Genomic DNA, 18,185 nt, shown 5'->3' on the forward strand with positions numbered 1-18,185 from the left:
GGATGACCACAGTTCTCCGCGCCGCAGATTCCGCCGCCTTCCTCGGCATCGTCCCCACTCTCGCGGGCTTCACGCCTCGTCGGAGCACCGTGCTCCTCCCCTTCCGGGGCACCCGCACCGACGGGGCCATGCGTCTCGACCTCCCCCGCGACGGCACCGACCTCGAGGCCTACGCCGACGCCGCGGTCGGCCTCGTGGCTCGCGTATCCGGGACGGATGCGGTCGCCGTCGTCGTCTACACCGACGAGGAGGCGCACCCCACACGAGACGGCCTCGTCCTCCCGCATGCGGTGATGCTCGACGAGCTCTTGGGATGCGCCGAGGATGCAGGGCTCCGCGTGGTCGACGCCCTCTGTGTGACCCCTTCCGGGTGGTCGAGCTACATCGACGACGAGCCGGAGCTCGGATCGCTGACGCAGATCAGTCGTCCGTCCGATCTGCTGCCGACGGGCGATGTCTCCGGAGACCAGAGCGTCGGCGCGGAACTCCCCACGATCGATCTCGCGGAGAAGGAGCGTGTGGGAAGAGCCTCGGTCGAGCTCGCCGCGCTCCTCGACGGGAAAGGACGAGGTCGGCTGACGGCGCGGGAGAATCCGCAGCTCGTCGCCGCGCTCGTCCTGCTCGAAGACGTTCCGGCCTTCTTCGAGTCCGTGCTGGCGGCGCCCGACGGTCTCCCGCCTCTCGCCACGGCCACGCTGCTGTGGTGCTTGGAACGACCTCTGCTGCGCGACGTCGCGATCGCTCAATGGGCGACCGACCTCGCGGGCGGCATCCGCACGCTCGATGCACAGACTGCTTTCGCCGCGTCCGGGGTGATGGTCCCCGACGAGGTGGGCCAGGTGTTCCTCGGACGCGGTCCCACCCCTGACACCGACCGCCTGCGATGCGCGCTGTCCGCGATGCGCGAAGCGGCCGCGAGGGCACCGCGACCCGCGCGACCTGCCCCGCTCACCGTCGCCGCGTGGCTGTCCTGGGCCCTGGGGCGCGCGAGCCACGCGGGCCGATACCTCGATATGGTGCGCGAGATCGACCCCCGCTACCCCCTCGCCGCCCTCCTCGAGACGATGATCGGCGGTGCGATGCTCCCGGAGTGGGCGTTCCGGTCTCGCTCGGCGGAGTGAAGGCGGGGCGGGTGAAGGCGGAACGGATCGGGCTACTTGACCAGGGGGAAGAGGATGGTCTCGCGAATGCCCAGGCCGGTGATGGCCATCAGCAGGCGATCGATTCCCATGCCCATTCCTCCGGACGGCGGCATACCGTGCTCGAGAGCCCGCAGGAACTCCTCGTCGACCGGCATCGCCTCGACATCACCGCGGGCTGCGAGCTTGGCCTGCTCGACGAAGCGCTCGCGCTGGATCACAGGGTCCACGAGCTCGGAGTACCCGGTCGCCAGTTCGAAACCGCGGATGTACAGGTCCCACTTCTCCACGACGCCCGCGATCGAGCGGTGTTCACGGACCAGGGGCGACGTGTCGACGGGGAAGTCCATCACGAACGTCGGGCGAACGAGATCGCCCTTCACGAAGTGCTCCCACAGCTCCTCGACGAGCTTGCCGTGAGTGGCTTGCGGCGGCAGATCGACGTCGTTCTCCTGAGCGAACGCGATCAGGTCTTCGACCGAGTCCTGAGGGGTGACGGTGCGACCCGAGGCGGCGGAGAGCGACTCGTACATCGAGATGCGGTCCCACTCGCCACCCAGCTCGTACTCGGTGCCGTCGGCCCAGGTCACGGTCGTGGACCCGGCGACCGCGATCGCCGCGTTCTGCACGAGCTCCTGCGTGAGCGCGGCCATCTGGTTGTAGTCGCCGTATGCCTGGTAGGCCTCCAGCATCGCGAACTCGGGGCTGTGCGTGGAGTCGGCGCCCTCGTTGCGGAAGTTGCGGTTGATCTCGTAGACGCGCTCGATGCCGCCGACCACCGCGCGCTTCAGGTAGAGCTCCGGTGCGATGCGCAGGTAGAGCTCGGTGTCGAACGCGTTCGAGTGAGTGATGAACGGGCGAGCGGAGGCCCCGCCGTGCTGCACCTGCAGCATGGGAGTCTCCACCTCGAGGTAGTCGTGGCTCGTGAAGGTCGAACGCAGGCTCGCGTTGACGGCGGCCCGGGCGCGCACCGTGTTGCGCGCCTGCTCCCGCACGATCAGGTCGAGGTAGCGGCTGCGCACGCGTCCTTCCTCGCTGAGCTCGGAGTAGGCGTTGGGCAGCGGCAGGATCGCCTTGGCCGCGATCGTCCAGTCGTCGGCCATGATCGACAGCTCGCCGCGGCGGCTGGAGATGACCTCGCCGTGCACGAACACGTGGTCGCCCAGGTCGACGTACTCCTTCCAGTTCGCCAGCGATTCCTCGCCGACGTTCGCAAGGGAGATCATCGCCTGGATGCGCGATCCGTCACCCGCCTGCAGTGTGGCGAAGCAGAGCTTGCCGGTGTTGCGGCTGAACACCACCCGACCCGCGACCCCGACGATGACGCCGGTCTCGGCGCCCGCCTCGAGCTCGCCGTACTCGGCGCGCAGCGCGGGAATCGTGTGCGTCACGGGCACGCCGACCGGGAACGCCCCGCCGCCCGCGTCCGCCCGCTTCTCGATCAGGCGCTCGCGCTTGGCGAGACGCACGGCCTTCTGTTCGTGGACGTCCTCTTCGAGGGAAGAGTCGGTCGAGGCCGATTCGGGCGCGGCGGACGCGTCAGTCATGTGCGGGGCTCCTTGGAAGTCCCTCCCAGTTTACCGAGGCGGCGTGCCGCTCCTCGGCACGCGCTGGGTAGCCTCGAAGAATGGCCCACACCCGCATCCTCCGCGCGTTCGCCGCCCTCTCGCTCTCGATGGCGGCGGTCCTCGCCCCGGCAGCAGCTCTGGCAGCGCCCGGCGGGTCCGCATCGTCGGTCGCCGCCGCGCCGCATCCGGCCGCTGCGGCAGATGTCGACGACTTCTCCTACAGCTCGTGGGATGCCGTCTACGAGATCGGTCTCGACGACGAGGGCCGTGCTCGCATGCGGGTGACCGAGACCCTGGTCGCCGACTTCCCGGACTTCGACCAGAACCACGGCATCGTCCGCGGACTCGTGACGTCGTACGAGGGGGCGAGCACCGAGACCTCGGTCCTGTCGGTGACCGATGAGAACGGCGCAGACGTGCCGTACGAGACCGACGAGGAAGACGGCCTCCTCTACGTGCTCACGGGCAACGACGATGACTTCGTGCGAGGGCTCACGACCTATGTGATCGAGTACGAGATGCGCGATGTGATCCTCGCGACCGCTCCATCGGCGGGATCATCCGCTCCCCCGGCCGACGAGTTCTACTGGGATCTGCTCCCCCTCGACAGCACGCAGCCCATCGACCGCTTCCGCGCCGAAGTCGTGTTCGACCCCGCATTGAGCGCGGAGCTCAACGGAGCCACGCGGTGCTACACCGGGCCTTCCGGCTCGACGGACGAGTGCGAGTTGGAAGGCCCGACCACCGACGGCGGTGTCGCGACATTCCGCGTCGAGTCGGGCGCGCGCCCGGCCGGCGACGGCGTGACCGTCGCCATCGGCCTCGACCCCGATGCCGTCGCCCAACCCCTCGCCCGCACTCCGGACCCGGTCGCCGACATCACTCCGATAGTGGCGGCGGTGGGCGCTCTCGGGCTCTCCGTCGGCAGCTGGGCGGCCGTGTCGGCGTTCACGCGCAGACGGCGCGTCGCCACGGGGATCGTGGTCGCCCAGTACGACGTGCCGGATGCGCTGCCGCCGCTGCTCGCCGCCGCCGTGGTTCCCGGCGCCAAGGACGTGATCCCGGCCGAGATCGTGCACCTCGCCGTGCGCGGCGTGCTGCGCATCGAGGAGGGAGGCGAAGACGAAGACCCGCGGCTGCGCCGTCTGCCCGGAGCGCGCATCCCCGACCAGTTGGACGTCGACGCCCTCGAAGCGCTGTTCGCCGATGCGGGCACCGACGATGTGGTCGATCTCCCCGCCGCCGACGAAGCCTTCGCCGCTCGCATGACCGCGCTCCAGCACAGCGGAACGACCGCGGCCCGGAACCGCGGACTCACCGAGAAGGTGCGCAGCCGAGGTGCGATGATCCTGCAGTGGTGCGCGATCGGAATCGCGGTCTTCGGCTTGGGGTTCGGGATCTGGAGCGCGGCCAGCGGACGACGGTCGGCGATTCCCGCCCTCGTCGTGATCGCGTTCGGCACGTTCCTCGTGCTCCTCTCCAGCCTCTACGCCTTCTCGAAGCACACCGTGCTCACCGCCGAGGGCGCCCGCACGTACGAATATCTGCAGGGGGTGAAGGAGTTCATCCGCGTCGCGGACGCCGACCGCCTGCGCATGCTGCAGTCGTACAGCGGGGCTGAGCGAAGAGCCGACGGCACCGCCGACGTCATCCACGTCTACGAGAGGCTCCTCCCCTACGCCATCCTGTTCGGCATGGAGGACGAATGGGGCGATGTGCTCGAGAAGGCCTATACGACGGCCCAGCGCGGAGCATCCTGGATCGGCGATCCCGCATCGTTCGCGCTTCGGGCGCAGCTCGCCACGTTCGTGGCCTCGTCCCACTCGGCCGCGACGTATTCGGCCGCCTCTTCGGGCACGTCGTCGAGCGCCGGCGGATCGTTCGGCGGCGGCTTCTCCGGAGGGGGCGGCGGCGGAGGGTTCTCCGGCGGACGCTGAGCCCATCTTCCGCGACCGGGCGTGCGACGCGGGTCGAGAGGAGGAGCTCTCAGATCAGCGGCGGCGCGTCGGAGGCTTCGCGCAGCGCCCGCTCGACGGTCGACTGCACCAGTGCCGAGAGATAGCCACCAGGGTTCTCGACGCCGATCTCCCGCAGCCGTGCGGTCGACTGTCCGATGATCGAGCGTGAGAACTCGGTCGCAGTCGCGATGGCATCCGCGTATGCCGCGCGATCGGTCTCGGCGATCACGACGGGCTCGCACCCCATCTCCACCGCGAGTGCCTGAGCGATCGGCAGCACGGCGGCTGGAGCCGTCACCGCGGCGAACCCGGCCTGGAGCTGTCGAAGGTCGATCGAGGTCCCGGTGAAGGTGATCGCAGGATGCACGGCGAGGGGGATCGCTCCGCGCTCGGCCGCTGGGCGGAGCACCTCGATGCCGTACGCAGGATCGGTGTGGAGCACGAGCTGACCGACCTGCCAGCCTCCCACCTCGGCGATGCCCGCCACCAACGAGGGCAGCTGCTCGGAGGGGACGGCGATGACCACGAGTTCTGCTCGACGGACCACCTCCAGGGCCTCGAGCACCGGCACATCAGGAAGCACGGCGGAGGCGCGTTCGTCGTCGGATCCACTGGTGATCCCGATCACGGCATGCCCCGCGCCTCCGAGCGCCGCACCGACGACCGGCCCGACGCGCCCTGCGCCGATGATGCCGACGCCGAGGCGACCGTCACGCGTCATCGTCGCTCCTCCTCCGCCGCCGCAGCGGGGGTGCGGGAGGGGTGTCCGCCGCAGCCGGGGGTGCGACCGGAGGTGCCGGTGGAGGCGTCACCTGTGGCGCGGCCGGGGGCGCCACAGGAGCACTCGCGGGAGCAGCCTGCGGCGGAGTCGCCGGAGGCATGACCGGGGGCGCAGGAGGAGCTACCGGGGGCGCAGGAGGCGTCATGGGAGCACCCGCGGTCGGCCCGACCGGCGGTGCAGCCGGAAGAACCGGAGGAGCAGACGGGAGAACCGGCGGTGCAGGCGGAGCCGTCTGCACGGGGACGGGGAAGACCGGCGGCGGGCCGGTGTAGGCGGGCGGGGCCGTAGGAGCGGCCACCGTTGCCGCATCGGTGTGCGCGCTCCACCGGTGAGTGGTGTCGCGCGAGGCCGCCTCGGCGGCAGCGAGGCTGACCTCGTCGATCAGCGCCAGCGCGTCCGCCCGCTCGAACCCCGAGAGGTATCCGGTGATGGGACCGGGCACGGTGTGCACCTGCGCGCGGGAGACCCGCTGTGCCCGATCGATCGGTCCCTGGCTGAGGGAGACGCCCTGCAGGCGTGCCAGCGGGAACACCGCGAGCTTGCGCCACACGTTCCCGCGGCGCAGCAGCAGACCGAAGTCGGCGACCAGGTAGCCATGACGCTTCCAGGAGAACGGACGCCGCCACCGCGCGCGCCGCGCCATCGTGCGATAGGTGTCGCCGTCTGCGGGGCCGACGATGCCCTGTTCCCAGAGGAACGGGATGCTCTCCGCCGGCACGTCGGGCAGCACCAGAGCGAGCACTCGCTCGACGTCGGCGCGCTTGCCGACCGGCAGCACCACGTTGAACTGCTGCCCGCTCCCGGACGACTGCTGAGCGGCGCTCTTGCCGCTCATCCGGTTGATCTTGATCGTCCACCAGCCGAACGGGCGCCACAGCAGCGACTGCGAGACCTCCACCGCGAAGATGCGTCCGGGCGGAAGGGTCTCGGTCACGGTCGTGAGAAGACCGTAGGTGATCCGCACACCGTCCGGGGTCGGCGCGATCGAGTAGCGGAGGGACTTCGAGATCTGCGCCCAGGTGATACCGACCACGGCGATGACCATGGGCACACCCATGCCGAGGCCCATCCCGAGGATAACGATGCCGCCGTCGGTGAAGCCGTCGGCCAGCATGCCGATCAGCGCACTGCCCATCGCGACCGCGAAGATCGCTCCGAAGAACACGAACCAGAGCAGGCCCGAGATCAGTTGCGATCCCACGAGCCGGCCGGTCGGGATCTTGACGACGCTCTCCGGGACCACGTCGGCGAGATCGACACCGGAGATGAGATCGTTCACCCCCGCGTTCATCGATCCGACCAGCTGCGCCCGAGCGGACGCCGATGCGGCCGCTGACGCGCCCGGGTTCCGTGCGGCATCGCGCGCCGCGCGTGCCCCGGAAGCCAGGCGCAGGATGTCGGCGCGCACGGCCTCGGCCCGCGGCGTCGCAAGGTACTCGAGCTCGACGTTCGCGTCGTTGCCGGCGCCGACGACCTCGAGCTTGGCGAGTCCGATGATGCGAGCGGGGAACGGACGGGTCAGGTTGACGCCCTGCACGCGGTCGAGAGGCGCGCGGCGGTGCGAACGGAAGATGATGCCCTTGCGGACCTCGACATGATCTCCGGTGATCCGGAACTGCTGGAAGCGCCAGACGAACCAGAAGATCAGCACCAGCACGACCACGAGCCCCAGCACGCCGAGCAGCGCGACGAGGATCAGGTTGTTCGAGAGCACCCAGTCGACGGGGTCGGCGCCGCCGTAGTCGCCGTAGTGCGCCTCTTCGGGCGTGAACAGCGCCACGGCCCAGGCGATGAGCCGGTCCCGCATGTTCGCGATGACGATACCCGCGATGATGATCAGCGCCAGCCCGCCCTTGAAGAGCGGGGTGAGCGGGTGCATCCGGTGCCACTCGCCGTTCGCGAGCGTCTCGGAGGCCTCCCCGCCGACGGGTGCCTGAGCGCTCGGCGCGAGAGGGGGCTGCTGCTCGCTCACAGGCCTGTCCGGCGAGTCTCGGCGACGTGGATGAGCGTGTCGCGCAGCGCCTCGGCCGCCTCTTGGGTGAGGCCCGGGATCTGCACACCGGTCGTCGCGGCGGCCGTGACCATCTTGAGCTGGGCGATGCCGAACGCGCGATCGAGCGGCCCCTGAGTGATGTCGACCAACTGCATGCGGCCGTAAGGCACGGCGATCATGCGCTGCCAGAGGATCCCCTTGCGGAAGACGATGTCGTCGGCGCGGAGCATGTAGCCGATCGCCTTCGCCTGCCGCGGGAGGATGATGAGCGCGAACACGGTGATGAGCAGCATGATCCCGGCGGGGATCCACACCCACTGCTGGTGAAGCACGATGTTCAGCACGACGGCGGCGACGACGACGAGCACGATGAAGATCACGTTCTGCAGGATCTGCGAGACGACGTAGCGCGGCGAGATCTGGTGCCACGTGCCGTCGAGCTCGAGGCGGGCCTCGTTGCGTGCCGTGCGCAGCTGCGTGTAGGTCCCCCGGTCGAGGGCGTCGAGGTCAGTGCCCTCCGCCGAGTTCAGGGGCGCGGTCTCTGGGTTCTGAGTCATCAGGATCCTTCGGCAGGGTGCAAAACTGTTCGGCGACGAGCGCGGCGATCACGAGGACGATCGCACTTCCGATCAGCGCCAGCATGGCCACAGTCGACCCTACCTGCGGAACCACGGGACGCGACACGAGGAACACGAGCAACCCGCCTCCGAAGCCCGCCATGATGGCGCCGAGCAGGCTCGACGCCCGGGCGAGCGTCGCCGCCCTGAGCGCACGGAACGGATCGATGCGGATACCCGATCGCACGCTCCGGCGCACCGGCCAGGCGACGCCGAGGGATGCCGCGGCGATCAACAGCAGGAGCACCGGGAGCAGCAGCGACGGAGTGAAGGTGATGCGGCCCGACGCGGTCAGCAGGTGATCGAGCAGGAAGCCGCCGGCACCGGAGAGCAGCGCGAGGACGACGAGCACGCCTGCAGAGGTGCGTCTCATCCCTCGCCCCGGGCGCGCAACTCGGCTGCGAGGTCGGCGACTCTGCCCCGACCGGGCAGCACCGCGTCCTGGTCGAGGTCCAACCAGGGATCGAGCACGAAGAGCCGCTCAGCGGCCCGAGGGTGCGGCAGCTGCAGACGCGGTTCGTCGGAGAGCACGCCGTCATACGCGATGAGGTCGAGATCGAGGGTGCGGTCGCCCCAGCGCTCACGGCGCTCCCGGCCGTTCTCGTCCTCGATGGCGTGCAGCATCCCGAGAAGGATCTCGGGTGCGAGGCGCGTGGTGACCAGCGCCACGGCGTTGACGTATCCGGGCGCTTCGGGGTCGGGGCCGTCGAGACGGAGGGCCACGGTCTCGAACAGCCGGGAGAGGCGCACCCCACTCACCAGCGGCAGCCGGGCGATCCTCTCGGCGGCCGCCCTGATCGTGCTGTGACGCTCCCCGAGGTTCGCGCCGAGCGCGACGACCGCGGTGGTCTCCGGGCGTCCGGGGCGAGGCCCCGGCATGTCGGGCGGGTTCGTGAGGTTGCGGCTCATGCGGTCGTGTCCTCCATCGCGTCGGTCGTGCGGCGGCGGGTGATGGTGACCGCCACATCGGCGAAGTTCAGCGGGATCGGCGCGTACGGCTTGTGCACGGTCACGACGACCTCCTGCACCCGCCGGTCCTCGAGACCCACGGCGGCGATGCGCTCGGCGAGCGTCTCGATCAGATTCACCGGTTCACCGGCCACCGCGGCGGCGACCTTCTCGGCCAGCTCTCCGTAGTGCACCGTGTCCGTCACCTCGTCCGAGTCTGCGGCCTTCGCGAGCGACAGCCGCAGACGCAGATCGATCGTGAAGTCCTGTCCGTCCCGGCGCTCGTGGTCGAAGACGCCGTGACGACCGAACACGGTCAGACCGGTGAGGACGATCTCGTCGAGGGACTGCATGCCTCTAGCGTACGGGGCCGCCCCGATACGCCTCAGCCTTCCCAGGCGTGTGCGATCGCGAGGGCATCACGCGTGGATGCCACGTCGTGCACGCGCACGGCCCAGACTCCTGCCCTGACCGCGAGAGCGCTGGTGACGGCGGTCGCGAGATCGCGCCGAGACTCCGACACCTCTTCGTCGGGGCCGGTCTCGTGACGCAGCACCTCGGCGAGGAACCGCTTGCGCGAGGTGCCGATGAGCACTCGCGGCCCCAGGGCGACGATCTCGTCGAGTCCCCGCAGCACATCCCAGTTCTGCCCACCCGCCTTCGCGAACCCGATGCCGGGGTCGACGATGAGGCGCGACGGGGCGATTCCGGAGGCCGCAGCCTCGCCGATGCGCTCCTGCAGTTCGCCGGCGACCTCACGCGCGACCCGCCGGTACTCCGCTTTCGCGTACATGTCGGCCGAGAAGCCACGCCAGTGCCCGATCGCGAAGTCGGCCCCGGACTCCGCGACGGCCGCACGCATGTCGGGGTCGGCGAGCCCTCCGGAGACGTCGTTCACGATCCTGGCGCCGGCCCGCACGGCCGCGGCCGCAGTCGAGGCGCTGAGCGTGTCGACGCTGACGGGCACTCCTGCGGCGGCGAGCTGCTCGATCACGGGGATGACGCGCTGCTGCTCGACCGTGTCGCCGACGCGGTCGGCACCGGGTCTGGTCGACTCTCCGCCGACGTCGAGCACTGCTGCGCCCTCGGCCCGCAGCCGCAGTGCATGGGCGACCGCGCGATCGACGTCGAGATAACGCCCGCCGTCGCTGAAGGAGTCTGGTGTGACGTTGACGATGCCCCAGATGCCGGTCATCAGCGCGCCGTCGCCCCGAGAGGGACCGACGCGCCGATCAGCGTGATCAGCTCCGCCCTGGCGACGGCGTCCGTGTACTCGCCGCGCGCCGCGATCGTGAGGGTCGATGCCTCGGTCTGCCGGCCGCCGCGCATCGTCACGCACCCGTGCGAGGCATCGAGCACCACCAGCACGCCCCGGGTGTCGAGGTGCTCCGCGATGGTGTCGGCGATCTGCTCGCCGAGGCGCTCCTGCACCTGGGGGCGCGCAGCGAGGATCTCGACGACGCGCACGAGCGCTCCGAGTCCCACGACCTGCTCGCCGGGGAGGTAGGCGATGTGCGCATGCCCGGCGAACGGCAGCAGGTGATGCTCGCAGACGGAACGGAAACGGATGTCGCGCAGCAGCACCGCACCGGAGGGCAGGGTGTCGGGGGCGGGACCGCGCGAGACGCTGATGGTGCGAGCGAGCGGTTCGGCCGGGTCTTCACCGACGCCCGAGAAGAACTCGGAATACAGCTCCGCCATGCGCGACGGGGTCTGCTTCAGCCCCGGTCGGTCCGGGTCCTCGCCGATCGCCTCGAGCAGCTCTCTCGTGAGCCGTTCGACACGTTGCCTGTCGACCGTCACGTCACGCCGTCGCGGGGCGCGGGTTCCCGGCTCCCGCCGAACCCTGCTGCGTGCGCGGCGCGCTGGCCGGAGCCTCGACCGATGCCGCGAGCGAGACGTCCTTCTTCGGAACCTCGATCGGAGGGCGCTCGGACACGGGGCGTCCTTCGCTCGAGAGCCACAGCGGGCGCTCGGGGAGCTTCTTGATCTCGGTGAAGATCTCCGCAATCTGGTTGTGGTCGAGGGTCTCCTCCTCGAGCAGCGCGAGGGCGAGCTTGTCGAGGATGTCGCGGTTCGCGCTGATGACCTCGTACGCCTCGTTGTGGGCCTGTTCGATGAGCGCGCGGACCTGGGTGTCGACCCGCTCGGCGATCGTCTCGGAGTACTCACGGCCTCGACCCATGTCGCGGCCGGCGAAGGGCTCGCCGCCTTCCGTCCCCAGCTTCACCGGACCGAGTTCGGCGGTCATGCCGTACTCGATGACCATCTTGCGGGCGATCGAGGTGGCCTTCTCGATGTCGTTCGAGGCACCGGTGGTCGGATCGTGGAACACGATCTCCTCCGCGACGCGGCCACCCATCGCGTAGGTCAACTGGTCCTGGAGCTCGTTGCGGGTGACGGAGTACTTGTCGTCCAGCGGCAGCACCATCGTGTAGCCGAGGGCCTTGCCGCGGGGCAGGATCGTGATCTTGGTCACGGGGTCGGTGTAGTTCATCGCAGCGGCGGCGAGCGCGTGACCGCCCTCGTGGTACGCCGTGATCAGCTTCTCCTTGTCCCGCATCACGCGGGTGCGGCGCTGCGGGCCGGCGATCACACGGTCGATGGCCTCGTCGAGGGCACGGTTGTCGACCAGTTGCGCGTTCGAGCGCGCGGTGAGCAGAGCGGCTTCGTTGAGCACGTTCGCGAGGTCGGCACCCGTGAATCCAGGGGTCTTGCGGGCGACGACCTCGAGGTCGACGCTCTTCGCCAGGGGCTTGCCCTTGCTGTGCACCTCGAGGATCTTCTGACGGCCCTTGAGATCGGGCGCGTCGACGCCGATCTGACGGTCGAAGCGACCGGGGCGCAGCAGTGCGGGGTCGAGGATGTCCGGGCGGTTGGTCGCCGCGATCACGATGACGTTCGCGTTCGGGTCGAAGCCGTCCATCTCCACCAGCATCTGGTTGAGGGTCTGCTCGCGCTCGTCGTTGCCGCCGCCCATGCCGGCGCCACGGTGTCGACCGACGGCGTCGATCTCATCGATGAAGATGATGGCCGGCGCGTTCTCCTTGGCCTGGCCGAAGAGGTCGCGCACGCGCGAGGCACCGACGCCGACGAACATCTCGACGAAGTCGGAACCGGAGATCGAGTAGAAGGGGGCTCCGGCCTCGCCGGCGACGGCGCGGGCGAGGAGCGTCTTGCCGGTTCCGGGAGGGCCGTACAGCAGCACGCCCTTCGGGATGCGGGCTCCGATGGCCTGGAACTTCGCGGGGTCCTGGAGGAACTCCTTGATCTCATGGAGCTCTTCGATGGCCTCGTCGGCACCGGCCACGTCGGCGAAGGTGACGGTGGGGGTCTCCTTGTTGACGAGCTTGGCCTTGGACTTGCCGAACTGCATGACCTTGCCGCCACCGCCCTGCATCGACGACAGCAGCCACCAGAACAGCAGACCCAGCAGCACGAGGGGAAGGAGGAGCGAGAGGAAGCCGTCGAACCAGGTCGCGCGCGGGACGGCGTCGTTGAAGCCGTCCTTCGGAGCCGCCTCGTTGATCGCGGTGACCACCTCGTCGGCGCGCGCGTCGACGTAGTAGAACTGCACGTTCTCCGAGCCCTGGAACGGCTTGGAGAGCGTCATGTCCACACGCTGATCGCCATCGGTGTTCACGACCTCGGTGACCGTGGTGCCGGAGAGGAGCTTGAGCCCCTCCTGCGTCGTGATCTGCTTGGGCGCGCCCAGATTCGAGATCAACAGGAAACCGCCGAACAGGAGCACGCCGATCAGCGCGACGTAGATCAGCGGATTCCGGGTGAGCTTCTTCACATCCATGATCGGATCAGCGTATCGCGCGCGCCCTAGGGGGCCGCTGTGCGTTCACCCACGGCGTAGCGTGGCGCCGGCGTCAGCTGTAGACGTGTGGCGCGAGCACCGCGACATCGCGCAGGTTGCGGTAACGCTCGTCGTAGTCGAGGCCATATCCGACGACGAAATCGGTGGGGATGTCGAAGCCCACGTACTTGCAGTCGATGACGACCTTCGCGGCCTCGGGCTTGCGCAGGAGCGCCAGCACCTCGATCGACTCGGCTCCGCGGGATCCGAAGTTCTCCAGCAGCCAGCTGAGGGTCAGGCCGGAGTCGATGATGTCCTCGACGATCAGGACGTGCTTGCCGTTGAGGTCGGTGTCAAGGTCCTTGCGGATCTGCACCACGCCGCTCGACTTGGTGCTCGCTCCGTAGCTCGAGACCGCCATCCAGTCCATCGGTGCGTGGAACGGCAGCGCCCGCGCGAAGTCGGCCATGACCATGACGGCGCCTTTGAGCACCCCGACGAGGACGAGGTCCTTGCCCTCGTAATCCTCGGCGACCTGCGCCGCGAGCTGGTCGAGCTTGGCAAGGATCTCCTCCTCTGTGACGAGGATCTGTGCAAGGTCGTCCTGGATCTCCGCGGCGCGCATGGATCGATTTTAGGCGACGCGATCGGATGCTCGGTCCCAGGTTCGTCGATCGGGGAGGCATCTCCCCCTCGCGCGGCATCCGCACTACTGTGAGCGGTGATGTGGGCGGACGCCCCGACGGAAGGATTCACCATGGCTCTTGACGACATCCTCACGCAGGTGCCGATCGACGACATCGCCGAGAAGCTGGGCGTCTCGCGCGACGAGGCCAAGGTCGCGGTCGAGCAGGGCGGCGCGGTGCTGCTGGGCGGGCTCGCCCAGAACGCGCAGACGGATGAGGGCTCCGCCGCCATCCGGAACGCGCTCAAGAAGCACGAGGGCAGCTCCGGTGCCTCGAAGGTCGACGACATCGATCAGGCGGACGGCGGCAGGATCGTCGCGCACATCCTCGGATCGAAGGAGAAGGAGGTCACGAAGGAGCTCACGGAGTCGAAGGCGACCCCCGGCATCGACTTCGGCAAGCTCCTTCCGATCCTGGCCCCCATCGTGATGGGCCTCATCGCCAACGCGAACAAGGACAAGACGGCGAAGGCCGATGCCGGAGCCGAGAGCTCCGGTGGCATCGGCGACCTCATCGGCGGCCTCCTCGGCGGCAACGACAAGGGCGGCGCGTCGGGCGGCATCGGCGACGTGATCGGCGGGCTGCTCGGTGGCGGCAACAGCGGCGGCTCCGGCGGCGGCATCGACCTCGGTGGGATCCTCGGCGGCCTCCTCGGCGGAAAGAAGTAAGACCTCACTCCACCCATCCGGCCGTCGGGTACGGACGCGGAGAGCGTTCGAGACGAGACGCGCTCAGCGGCCGGATGCGGTGAAGACGATGCGCCCGCCGTGACGAACGGCCGAGCACCCTGGCAGGTCGATCGGTCCCTGACCGCTCCAGTCGGTCACCAGTCGCGCGACCTCGACGGTCTGCGTCCTCGTGAGGCTGACCCCGAACTCGCTGTCGACGACGAGACGGATGATGCGGTTGCGCAGCGCCGCAGGGTTGGCGGCGAGCGCTGCCACGCTCACCGAGATTCCCGCCTCCGCGTGTTCGACGATGTCTTCGATCGTCTCCTGGATCATCTCGTCGAACGCCTCGGCGTCTTCCCGCAGCTGCTCGGCCGTGCGCACGAGGGCCTCGGCGATGCCAGGGCCGAGCTCGGCCTCGAGAACAGGGAGCACGCGCTCGCGCACCCGGACCCTCGCGTAGCGGTCGTCGAGGTTGTGCGGGTCGTCCCAGGGGTCGAGCGCGGACGCCGCGCAGAATGCCCTCGTCGTCTCCCGCCGCACACCGAGCAGCGGTCGCACCCACCGCACGCCGTCGTCGTCTTCCCGCACCGGGGCCATCCCCTGCAGACTCGCGGCGCCGGATCCGCGGGCGAGTCCGAGGAGCACCGTCTCGGCCTGGTCGTCGAGGGTGTGGCCGAGCAGCACCGCTGCGGCGCGCACATCTGCGGCCGCATCGCGCAGCACCCCGTAGCGAGCGTCGCGGGCGGCAGCCTCGGGGCCGCCCTCCCCCGCGACGTCGACGCGCACGATGAGGGGGTCGAGGCCGAGCTCGGCGGCGGTGCGCGCTACGCGAGCGGCGACCTCTGCGGAGTCGTCCTGCAGACCATGATCGACGGTCAATGACGCCGCGCGGAGACCGAGTCTCGAGGCCTCGAAGGCGGTGGCTGCGGCGAGCGCGAGTGAGTCCGCTCCACCGGACAGAGCGACGATGATCGTCGATCCCTCGGGGAGCGCGGCGAGCGCGGTGCGCACGGCCAGGCGGATCTCGGCGATGGCGGGAGGAAGTGACGGCACGATTCCACGCTAGGGCAATCCTCCGATCCGCGTGCCCGCCGCCGTGCGCAGCGGCGTCCGGGGCTATCCTGACGCCGTGACCGACAACACGCGTGCACTCCCCTTCCGGACCGAGAGATTCAAGGCGTTCGTCGACGCCGTCGTCGCCATCGCGATGACGCTGCTCATCCTCCCGCTGATGGAGTCGGTCTCCGAGGCCGCGTCCGGTCACATGAGCACGGCCGAGTTCCTGAACGAGCATTCGGGTCAGCTGCTCAGCTTCGGGCTGAGTTTCCTTCTCATCGCGACCTTCTGGATGGGGCATCACCGCCAGTACCGCGATGTGGAGTGGACCACGGGACCGCTGCTGTGGATCAACGTCGCCTGGATGGCGACGATCGTCTGGCTGCCGGTTCCCACGGCGATGATCGGACAGATGGACACCGACGCTCTGCAGGCCGTGGTCTACATCGGAACGCTGATCATGACGCAGGTGACCACCCTCGCCGGCTGGCTCTACCTGGCGCGTCATCGCGAGCTCAGCACCGTGTCGACCCAGACCATCCGTCTGGGGGCTATCGGCGACCTTGCCGCCATCGTCCTCTTCGGCGCCGCCCTCGTCATCGCGGTCGCAGCCTCTCCGAACGGGTACTACGGACTCCTCCTGCTGCTTCTGAGCGATCCGATGAGCCGCGTGCTGAATCGTCTGTTCCGGAGTCGGTCGCACGAAGACGGTGCCCCACCCGTCGACGCAGGATCCTGAACGATCACGGCCTCCGAGCGTGCGAGTGCCGCAGGTAGGCTAGTCCGCGGCATCCAACCGAACTTTTCCTGAGGAGCACACGCATGGGCGCACACGACGCCGTCATCGAGATCCCGCGCGGCAGCCGCGTGAAGTACGAGGTCGACCACGAGACCGGGCGAGTACACCTCGACCGCGTGCTCTACACGACCTTCGGCTACCCGGCCGACTACGGCTACTTCGACAACACGCTCGGCGAGGACGGCGACCCGCTCGACGTGCTCGTGCTGCTCGACCACGCCATCTACCCGGGCGTCGTCGTGGAGGTCCGCCCCGTCGCCGTGCTCAAGATGAGCGACGAGGCCGGCGGAGACGACAAGCTCGTCGCCGTGCTCTCCAAGGACCCGCGCTGGGCCCACATCCAGGACATCGACGACATCGCCGAGTACACGAAGAAGGAGATCGCGCACTTCTTCGAGCACTACAAGGACCTCGAGCCCAACAAGTGGGTCAAGGTCGACGAGTGGGGGAACGCCGCCGAGGCGCAGCGCATCCTCGACGAGGCGATCGTCCGTTTCGGCGAGCAGGGCCACTGACCCTCACGCACGCAGAAGACCCCCGGTTCCGCTCAGCGGCCGGGGGTCTTCTTCATGTCAGGAGGGAGCGGCTCAGGCCGACACTCCGCGATCGCCGAGGAACGCGACGGGATTCACGGGGCGACCGCCGACGTAGACCTCGAAGTGGAGGTGGCAGCCGAACGAGCGGCCGGTGTTGCCCGCATATGCGATGACCTGGCCGGAGTTCACGCGCTGACCCGAACGGACGAGGATGCCGCCGTCGCGGATGTGGGCGTAGCCCGTGCCGATGCCGCCGCCGTGCTGGATGCGGATGTAGTTGCCGTAACCGGAGTTGGGGCCTGCATAGTCGACGGTCCCGGAGTTCGCGGCGTAGATCGGAGAGCCACAGCCGTTGGCGAAGTCGGTTCCGTAGTGGAAGGACGAGGAGCAGCCCTGGGAGCCGCACTGCACGGAGCGAGGGCCGTAGCCCGAGCTCTTCCCGCCGCCGTGCGGACGGCACCAGCCGCCGGAGCCCTGGCTTCCGCCACCGCCTCCGCCTCCACCGCCACCGCCGGCAGCGGCGGCCGCAGCTGCGGCAGCACGCTCGGCCGCTTCGCGTTCGCGACGGGCCTTCGCCTCGGCTTCGACACCGGCCTGGTAGCCGGCCACGGTCTGGGTCGTCACGTCCTTGAGGGCCGCAAGCTGAGCCTGCATGGTGGCGAGGTTCGCGGACTGCTCGTCCAGGGCAGCCTGAGCTGCTTCCGCCGCCTGCTGCGCGACGACCATCTTCTCTTCGGCGACCTTCTGCAGCCGGTCGCGCTCGTTGCGAGCGACGACGGCCTGATCGCTGAGCGACTGCGCGGAGTTTCGCGCGGCGACAGCCTTGTCGTAGACCGACTGGTTGTACTCGAGCAGCTTGTCCATCGTGCCGAGGCGGGCGAGCAGCTCATCGGCGTTGTTCGCCGACCCGGCGAAGAACAGCTCCATGGAGGTGTCGTCGCCGCCGTTGCGATAGAGCTGCGCGGCGACCTGTCCCGCCTTGCGGGCAGAGCTGTCGGCGACCGCAGCCTGCTCGTCGGCCTTCGCCTGCAGGGTGTCGGCTTCGGTCGCTGCGGCGAAGTACGCCTGCTGCGCGTCGTAGAACTCCTGGGATGCGACCTTCGCCGCGGCCTGCGTCTCGGCGACCTTCTGCGTGAGGGACTGGATCAGCCCTTCGATACGCGAGACCTCGGCAGCCTTGGCCGCCTCGTTGTTCTTCGCTCGCTGCACGTCATCCCAGCTCGGGTACGTGGCGGCATACGCGGCGCTCACACCGTTGGTGATGCCGAAGGCGCTGAGCGCCACGACGCCGAGCGCGCCGATGCCGAGGGCTCCTCGACGACTGATGCCTGTCGTACCGAAGGCGCGGCGTTCTGTGGGAGTGGGCGCGCAGCCGCAGTCCTCGGACGCTGCTGCGACCGCAGCATCCAGCGTGATCTTGTCGTTCACACGGCCCCTTCCGCCGGTTTCACAGTTGCCACAGTAACAACAACTTTCACATCCGCACCAGGAGCACGGCCGCTCCTCCGCCCTCCACCGACCCCTCGATCGTGCCCCGGAAACACGCCCGGGTTGCGGCGCCGCGCCCTCGATTCGCGATTTGCCTGAAACATCCCTTATGCTTGAGCGTCGGCAAGGAAGTCCCCCGG

The 18,185-nt window shown here is 69.2% G+C and carries 18 protein-coding genes; 5 read left to right on the forward strand and 13 right to left on the reverse strand.

Going from position 1 to position 18,185, the window contains the following annotated elements; translation table 11 throughout:
- Window positions 1-2: 2 nt before the first annotated feature.
- A complete protein-coding gene (locus KY497_RS01065; RefSeq protein WP_219869608.1) occupies window positions 3-1,121 on the forward strand; it encodes a DUF4192 family protein in 1,119 nt (372 codons plus the stop codon).
- Between the two features lie 32 nt (window positions 1,122-1,153).
- On the opposite strand, the gene lysS is transcribed toward KY497_RS01065, so the two are convergent.
- Window positions 1,154-2,686, reverse strand: a complete 1,533-nt coding sequence (gene lysS / locus KY497_RS01070; protein WP_055876852.1) for a lysine--tRNA ligase — start codon at window positions 2,684-2,686, stop codon at window positions 1,154-1,156.
- 80 nt (window positions 2,687-2,766) lie between these two features.
- Here lysS and KY497_RS01075 point away from each other — a divergent pair, with 80 nt between their 5' ends.
- The gene (locus KY497_RS01075; RefSeq protein ID WP_219869609.1) at window positions 2,767-4,644 is read left to right on the forward strand and encodes a DUF2207 domain-containing protein; all 1,878 of its coding nucleotides are present in this window, start codon (window positions 2,767-2,769) and stop codon (window positions 4,642-4,644) included.
- A 49-nt stretch (window positions 4,645-4,693) separates the two neighbouring features.
- Here KY497_RS01075 and KY497_RS01080 read toward each other — a convergent pair whose 3' ends face one another.
- From KY497_RS01080 to hpt, 10 genes are all read right to left on the reverse strand, one after another.
- Window positions 4,694-5,386, reverse strand: a complete 693-nt coding sequence (locus KY497_RS01080; RefSeq protein ID WP_055876848.1) for a DUF2520 domain-containing protein — start codon at window positions 5,384-5,386, stop codon at window positions 4,694-4,696.
- Complete coding sequence (locus KY497_RS16855) at window positions 5,376-7,418, reverse strand: PH domain-containing protein (protein ID WP_219869610.1); 2,043 nt, start codon at window positions 7,416-7,418, stop codon at window positions 5,376-5,378. Before KY497_RS16855 ends, KY497_RS01080 begins: the two co-directional genes overlap by 11 nt.
- Window positions 7,415-7,996: a PH domain-containing protein gene (locus KY497_RS01090; protein ID WP_055869760.1), complete on the reverse strand. Its 582-nt coding sequence runs from the start codon at window positions 7,994-7,996 to the stop codon at window positions 7,415-7,417. Before KY497_RS01090 ends, KY497_RS16855 begins: the two co-directional genes overlap by 4 nt.
- Window positions 7,947-8,429: a DUF3180 domain-containing protein gene (locus KY497_RS01095; protein WP_055869757.1), complete on the reverse strand. Its 483-nt coding sequence runs from the start codon at window positions 8,427-8,429 to the stop codon at window positions 7,947-7,949. The genes KY497_RS01090 and KY497_RS01095 overlap by 50 nt, the downstream gene beginning before the upstream one ends.
- A complete protein-coding gene (gene folK, locus KY497_RS01100; protein WP_141387572.1) occupies window positions 8,426-8,965 on the reverse strand; it encodes a 2-amino-4-hydroxy-6-hydroxymethyldihydropteridine diphosphokinase in 540 nt (179 codons plus the stop codon). The genes KY497_RS01095 and folK overlap by 4 nt, the downstream gene beginning before the upstream one ends.
- Window positions 8,962-9,357 carry a dihydroneopterin aldolase gene (folB, locus tag KY497_RS01105; RefSeq protein WP_141387570.1) on the reverse strand — a complete coding sequence of 132 codons (396 nt, stop codon included), beginning with the start codon at window positions 9,355-9,357 and terminating at the stop codon, window positions 8,962-8,964. Before folB ends, folK begins: the two co-directional genes overlap by 4 nt.
- Before the next feature lie 32 nt (window positions 9,358-9,389).
- Complete coding sequence (folP, locus tag KY497_RS01110; RefSeq protein WP_055876839.1) at window positions 9,390-10,199, reverse strand: dihydropteroate synthase; 810 nt, start codon at window positions 10,197-10,199, stop codon at window positions 9,390-9,392.
- Window positions 10,199-10,807 carry a GTP cyclohydrolase I gene (gene folE, locus KY497_RS01115; protein WP_055869750.1) on the reverse strand — a complete coding sequence of 203 codons (609 nt, stop codon included), beginning with the start codon at window positions 10,805-10,807 and terminating at the stop codon, window positions 10,199-10,201. The genes folP and folE overlap by 1 nt, the downstream gene beginning before the upstream one ends.
- 1 nt (window position 10,808) lies before the next feature.
- Window positions 10,809-12,809 (reverse strand): ATP-dependent zinc metalloprotease FtsH, encoded by a 2,001-nt coding sequence (gene ftsH / locus KY497_RS01120; protein ID WP_017831481.1) that lies wholly within the window; start codon window positions 12,807-12,809, stop codon window positions 10,809-10,811.
- Window positions 12,810-12,882: 73 nt separating this feature from the next.
- Window positions 12,883-13,434 (reverse strand): hypoxanthine phosphoribosyltransferase, encoded by a 552-nt coding sequence (hpt, locus tag KY497_RS01125; RefSeq protein ID WP_017831480.1) that lies wholly within the window; start codon window positions 13,432-13,434, stop codon window positions 12,883-12,885.
- A 132-nt stretch (window positions 13,435-13,566) separates the two neighbouring features.
- Here hpt and KY497_RS01130 point away from each other — a divergent pair, with 132 nt between their 5' ends.
- Complete coding sequence (locus tag KY497_RS01130; protein WP_141387566.1) at window positions 13,567-14,163, forward strand: DUF937 domain-containing protein; 597 nt, start codon at window positions 13,567-13,569, stop codon at window positions 14,161-14,163.
- A gap of 63 nt (window positions 14,164-14,226) precedes the next feature.
- Here KY497_RS01130 and tilS read toward each other — a convergent pair whose 3' ends face one another.
- Entirely contained in the window at window positions 14,227-15,219 is a 993-nt protein-coding gene (gene tilS, locus KY497_RS01135; RefSeq protein WP_219869611.1) for a tRNA lysidine(34) synthetase TilS, read from the reverse strand.
- Window positions 15,220-15,295: 76 nt separating this feature from the next.
- Here tilS and KY497_RS01140 point away from each other — a divergent pair, with 76 nt between their 5' ends.
- Window positions 15,296-15,961 (forward strand): TMEM175 family protein, encoded by a 666-nt coding sequence (locus KY497_RS01140; RefSeq protein WP_258185795.1) that lies wholly within the window; start codon window positions 15,296-15,298, stop codon window positions 15,959-15,961.
- Window positions 15,962-16,044: 83 nt separating this feature from the next.
- Window positions 16,045-16,536 carry an inorganic diphosphatase gene (locus KY497_RS01145; RefSeq protein WP_017204665.1) on the forward strand — a complete coding sequence of 164 codons (492 nt, stop codon included), beginning with the start codon at window positions 16,045-16,047 and terminating at the stop codon, window positions 16,534-16,536.
- Window positions 16,537-16,608: 72 nt separating this feature from the next.
- Here KY497_RS01145 and KY497_RS01150 read toward each other — a convergent pair whose 3' ends face one another.
- The gene (locus tag KY497_RS01150) at window positions 16,609-17,985 is read right to left on the reverse strand and encodes a M23 family metallopeptidase (RefSeq protein WP_052748611.1); all 1,377 of its coding nucleotides are present in this window, start codon (window positions 17,983-17,985) and stop codon (window positions 16,609-16,611) included.
- Between the last annotated feature and the right edge of the window lie 200 nt (window positions 17,986-18,185).

Origin of the sequence: Microbacterium sp. PAMC22086, from assembly GCF_019443525.1 — a bacterium.
In the GTDB taxonomy this organism is placed as follows: Bacteria; Actinomycetota; Actinomycetes; order Actinomycetales; family Microbacteriaceae; genus Microbacterium; species Microbacterium maritypicum.

Coding starts and splice junctions, on each gene's coding strand:
- hpt (WP_017831480.1), bottom strand. CDS start 13,434: ATGCGCGCCGCGGAGATCCAGGACGACCTTGCACAGATCCTCGTCACA.
- KY497_RS01145 (WP_017204665.1), top strand. CDS start 16,045: ATGGGCGCACACGACGCCGTCATCGAGATCCCGCGCGGCAGCCGCGTG.
- lysS (WP_055876852.1), bottom strand. CDS start 2,686: ATGACTGACGCGTCCGCCGCGCCCGAATCGGCCTCGACCGACTCTTCC.
- KY497_RS01090 (WP_055869760.1), bottom strand. CDS start 7,996: ATGACTCAGAACCCAGAGACCGCGCCCCTGAACTCGGCGGAGGGCACT.
- KY497_RS01065 (WP_219869608.1), top strand. CDS start 3: ATGACCACAGTTCTCCGCGCCGCAGATTCCGCCGCCTTCCTCGGCATC.
- folB (WP_141387570.1), bottom strand. CDS start 9,357: ATGCAGTCCCTCGACGAGATCGTCCTCACCGGTCTGACCGTGTTCGGT.
- KY497_RS01075 (WP_219869609.1), top strand. CDS start 2,767: ATGGCCCACACCCGCATCCTCCGCGCGTTCGCCGCCCTCTCGCTCTCG.
- KY497_RS01080 (WP_055876848.1), bottom strand. CDS start 5,386: ATGACGCGTGACGGTCGCCTCGGCGTCGGCATCATCGGCGCAGGGCGC.
- folK (WP_141387572.1), bottom strand. CDS start 8,965: ATGAGCCGCAACCTCACGAACCCGCCCGACATGCCGGGGCCTCGCCCC.
- ftsH (WP_017831481.1), bottom strand. CDS start 12,809: ATGGATGTGAAGAAGCTCACCCGGAATCCGCTGATCTACGTCGCGCTG.
- folP (WP_055876839.1), bottom strand. CDS start 10,199: ATGACCGGCATCTGGGGCATCGTCAACGTCACACCAGACTCCTTCAGC.
- KY497_RS01130 (WP_141387566.1), top strand. CDS start 13,567: ATGGCTCTTGACGACATCCTCACGCAGGTGCCGATCGACGACATCGCC.
- KY497_RS01095 (WP_055869757.1), bottom strand. CDS start 8,429: ATGAGACGCACCTCTGCAGGCGTGCTCGTCGTCCTCGCGCTGCTCTCC.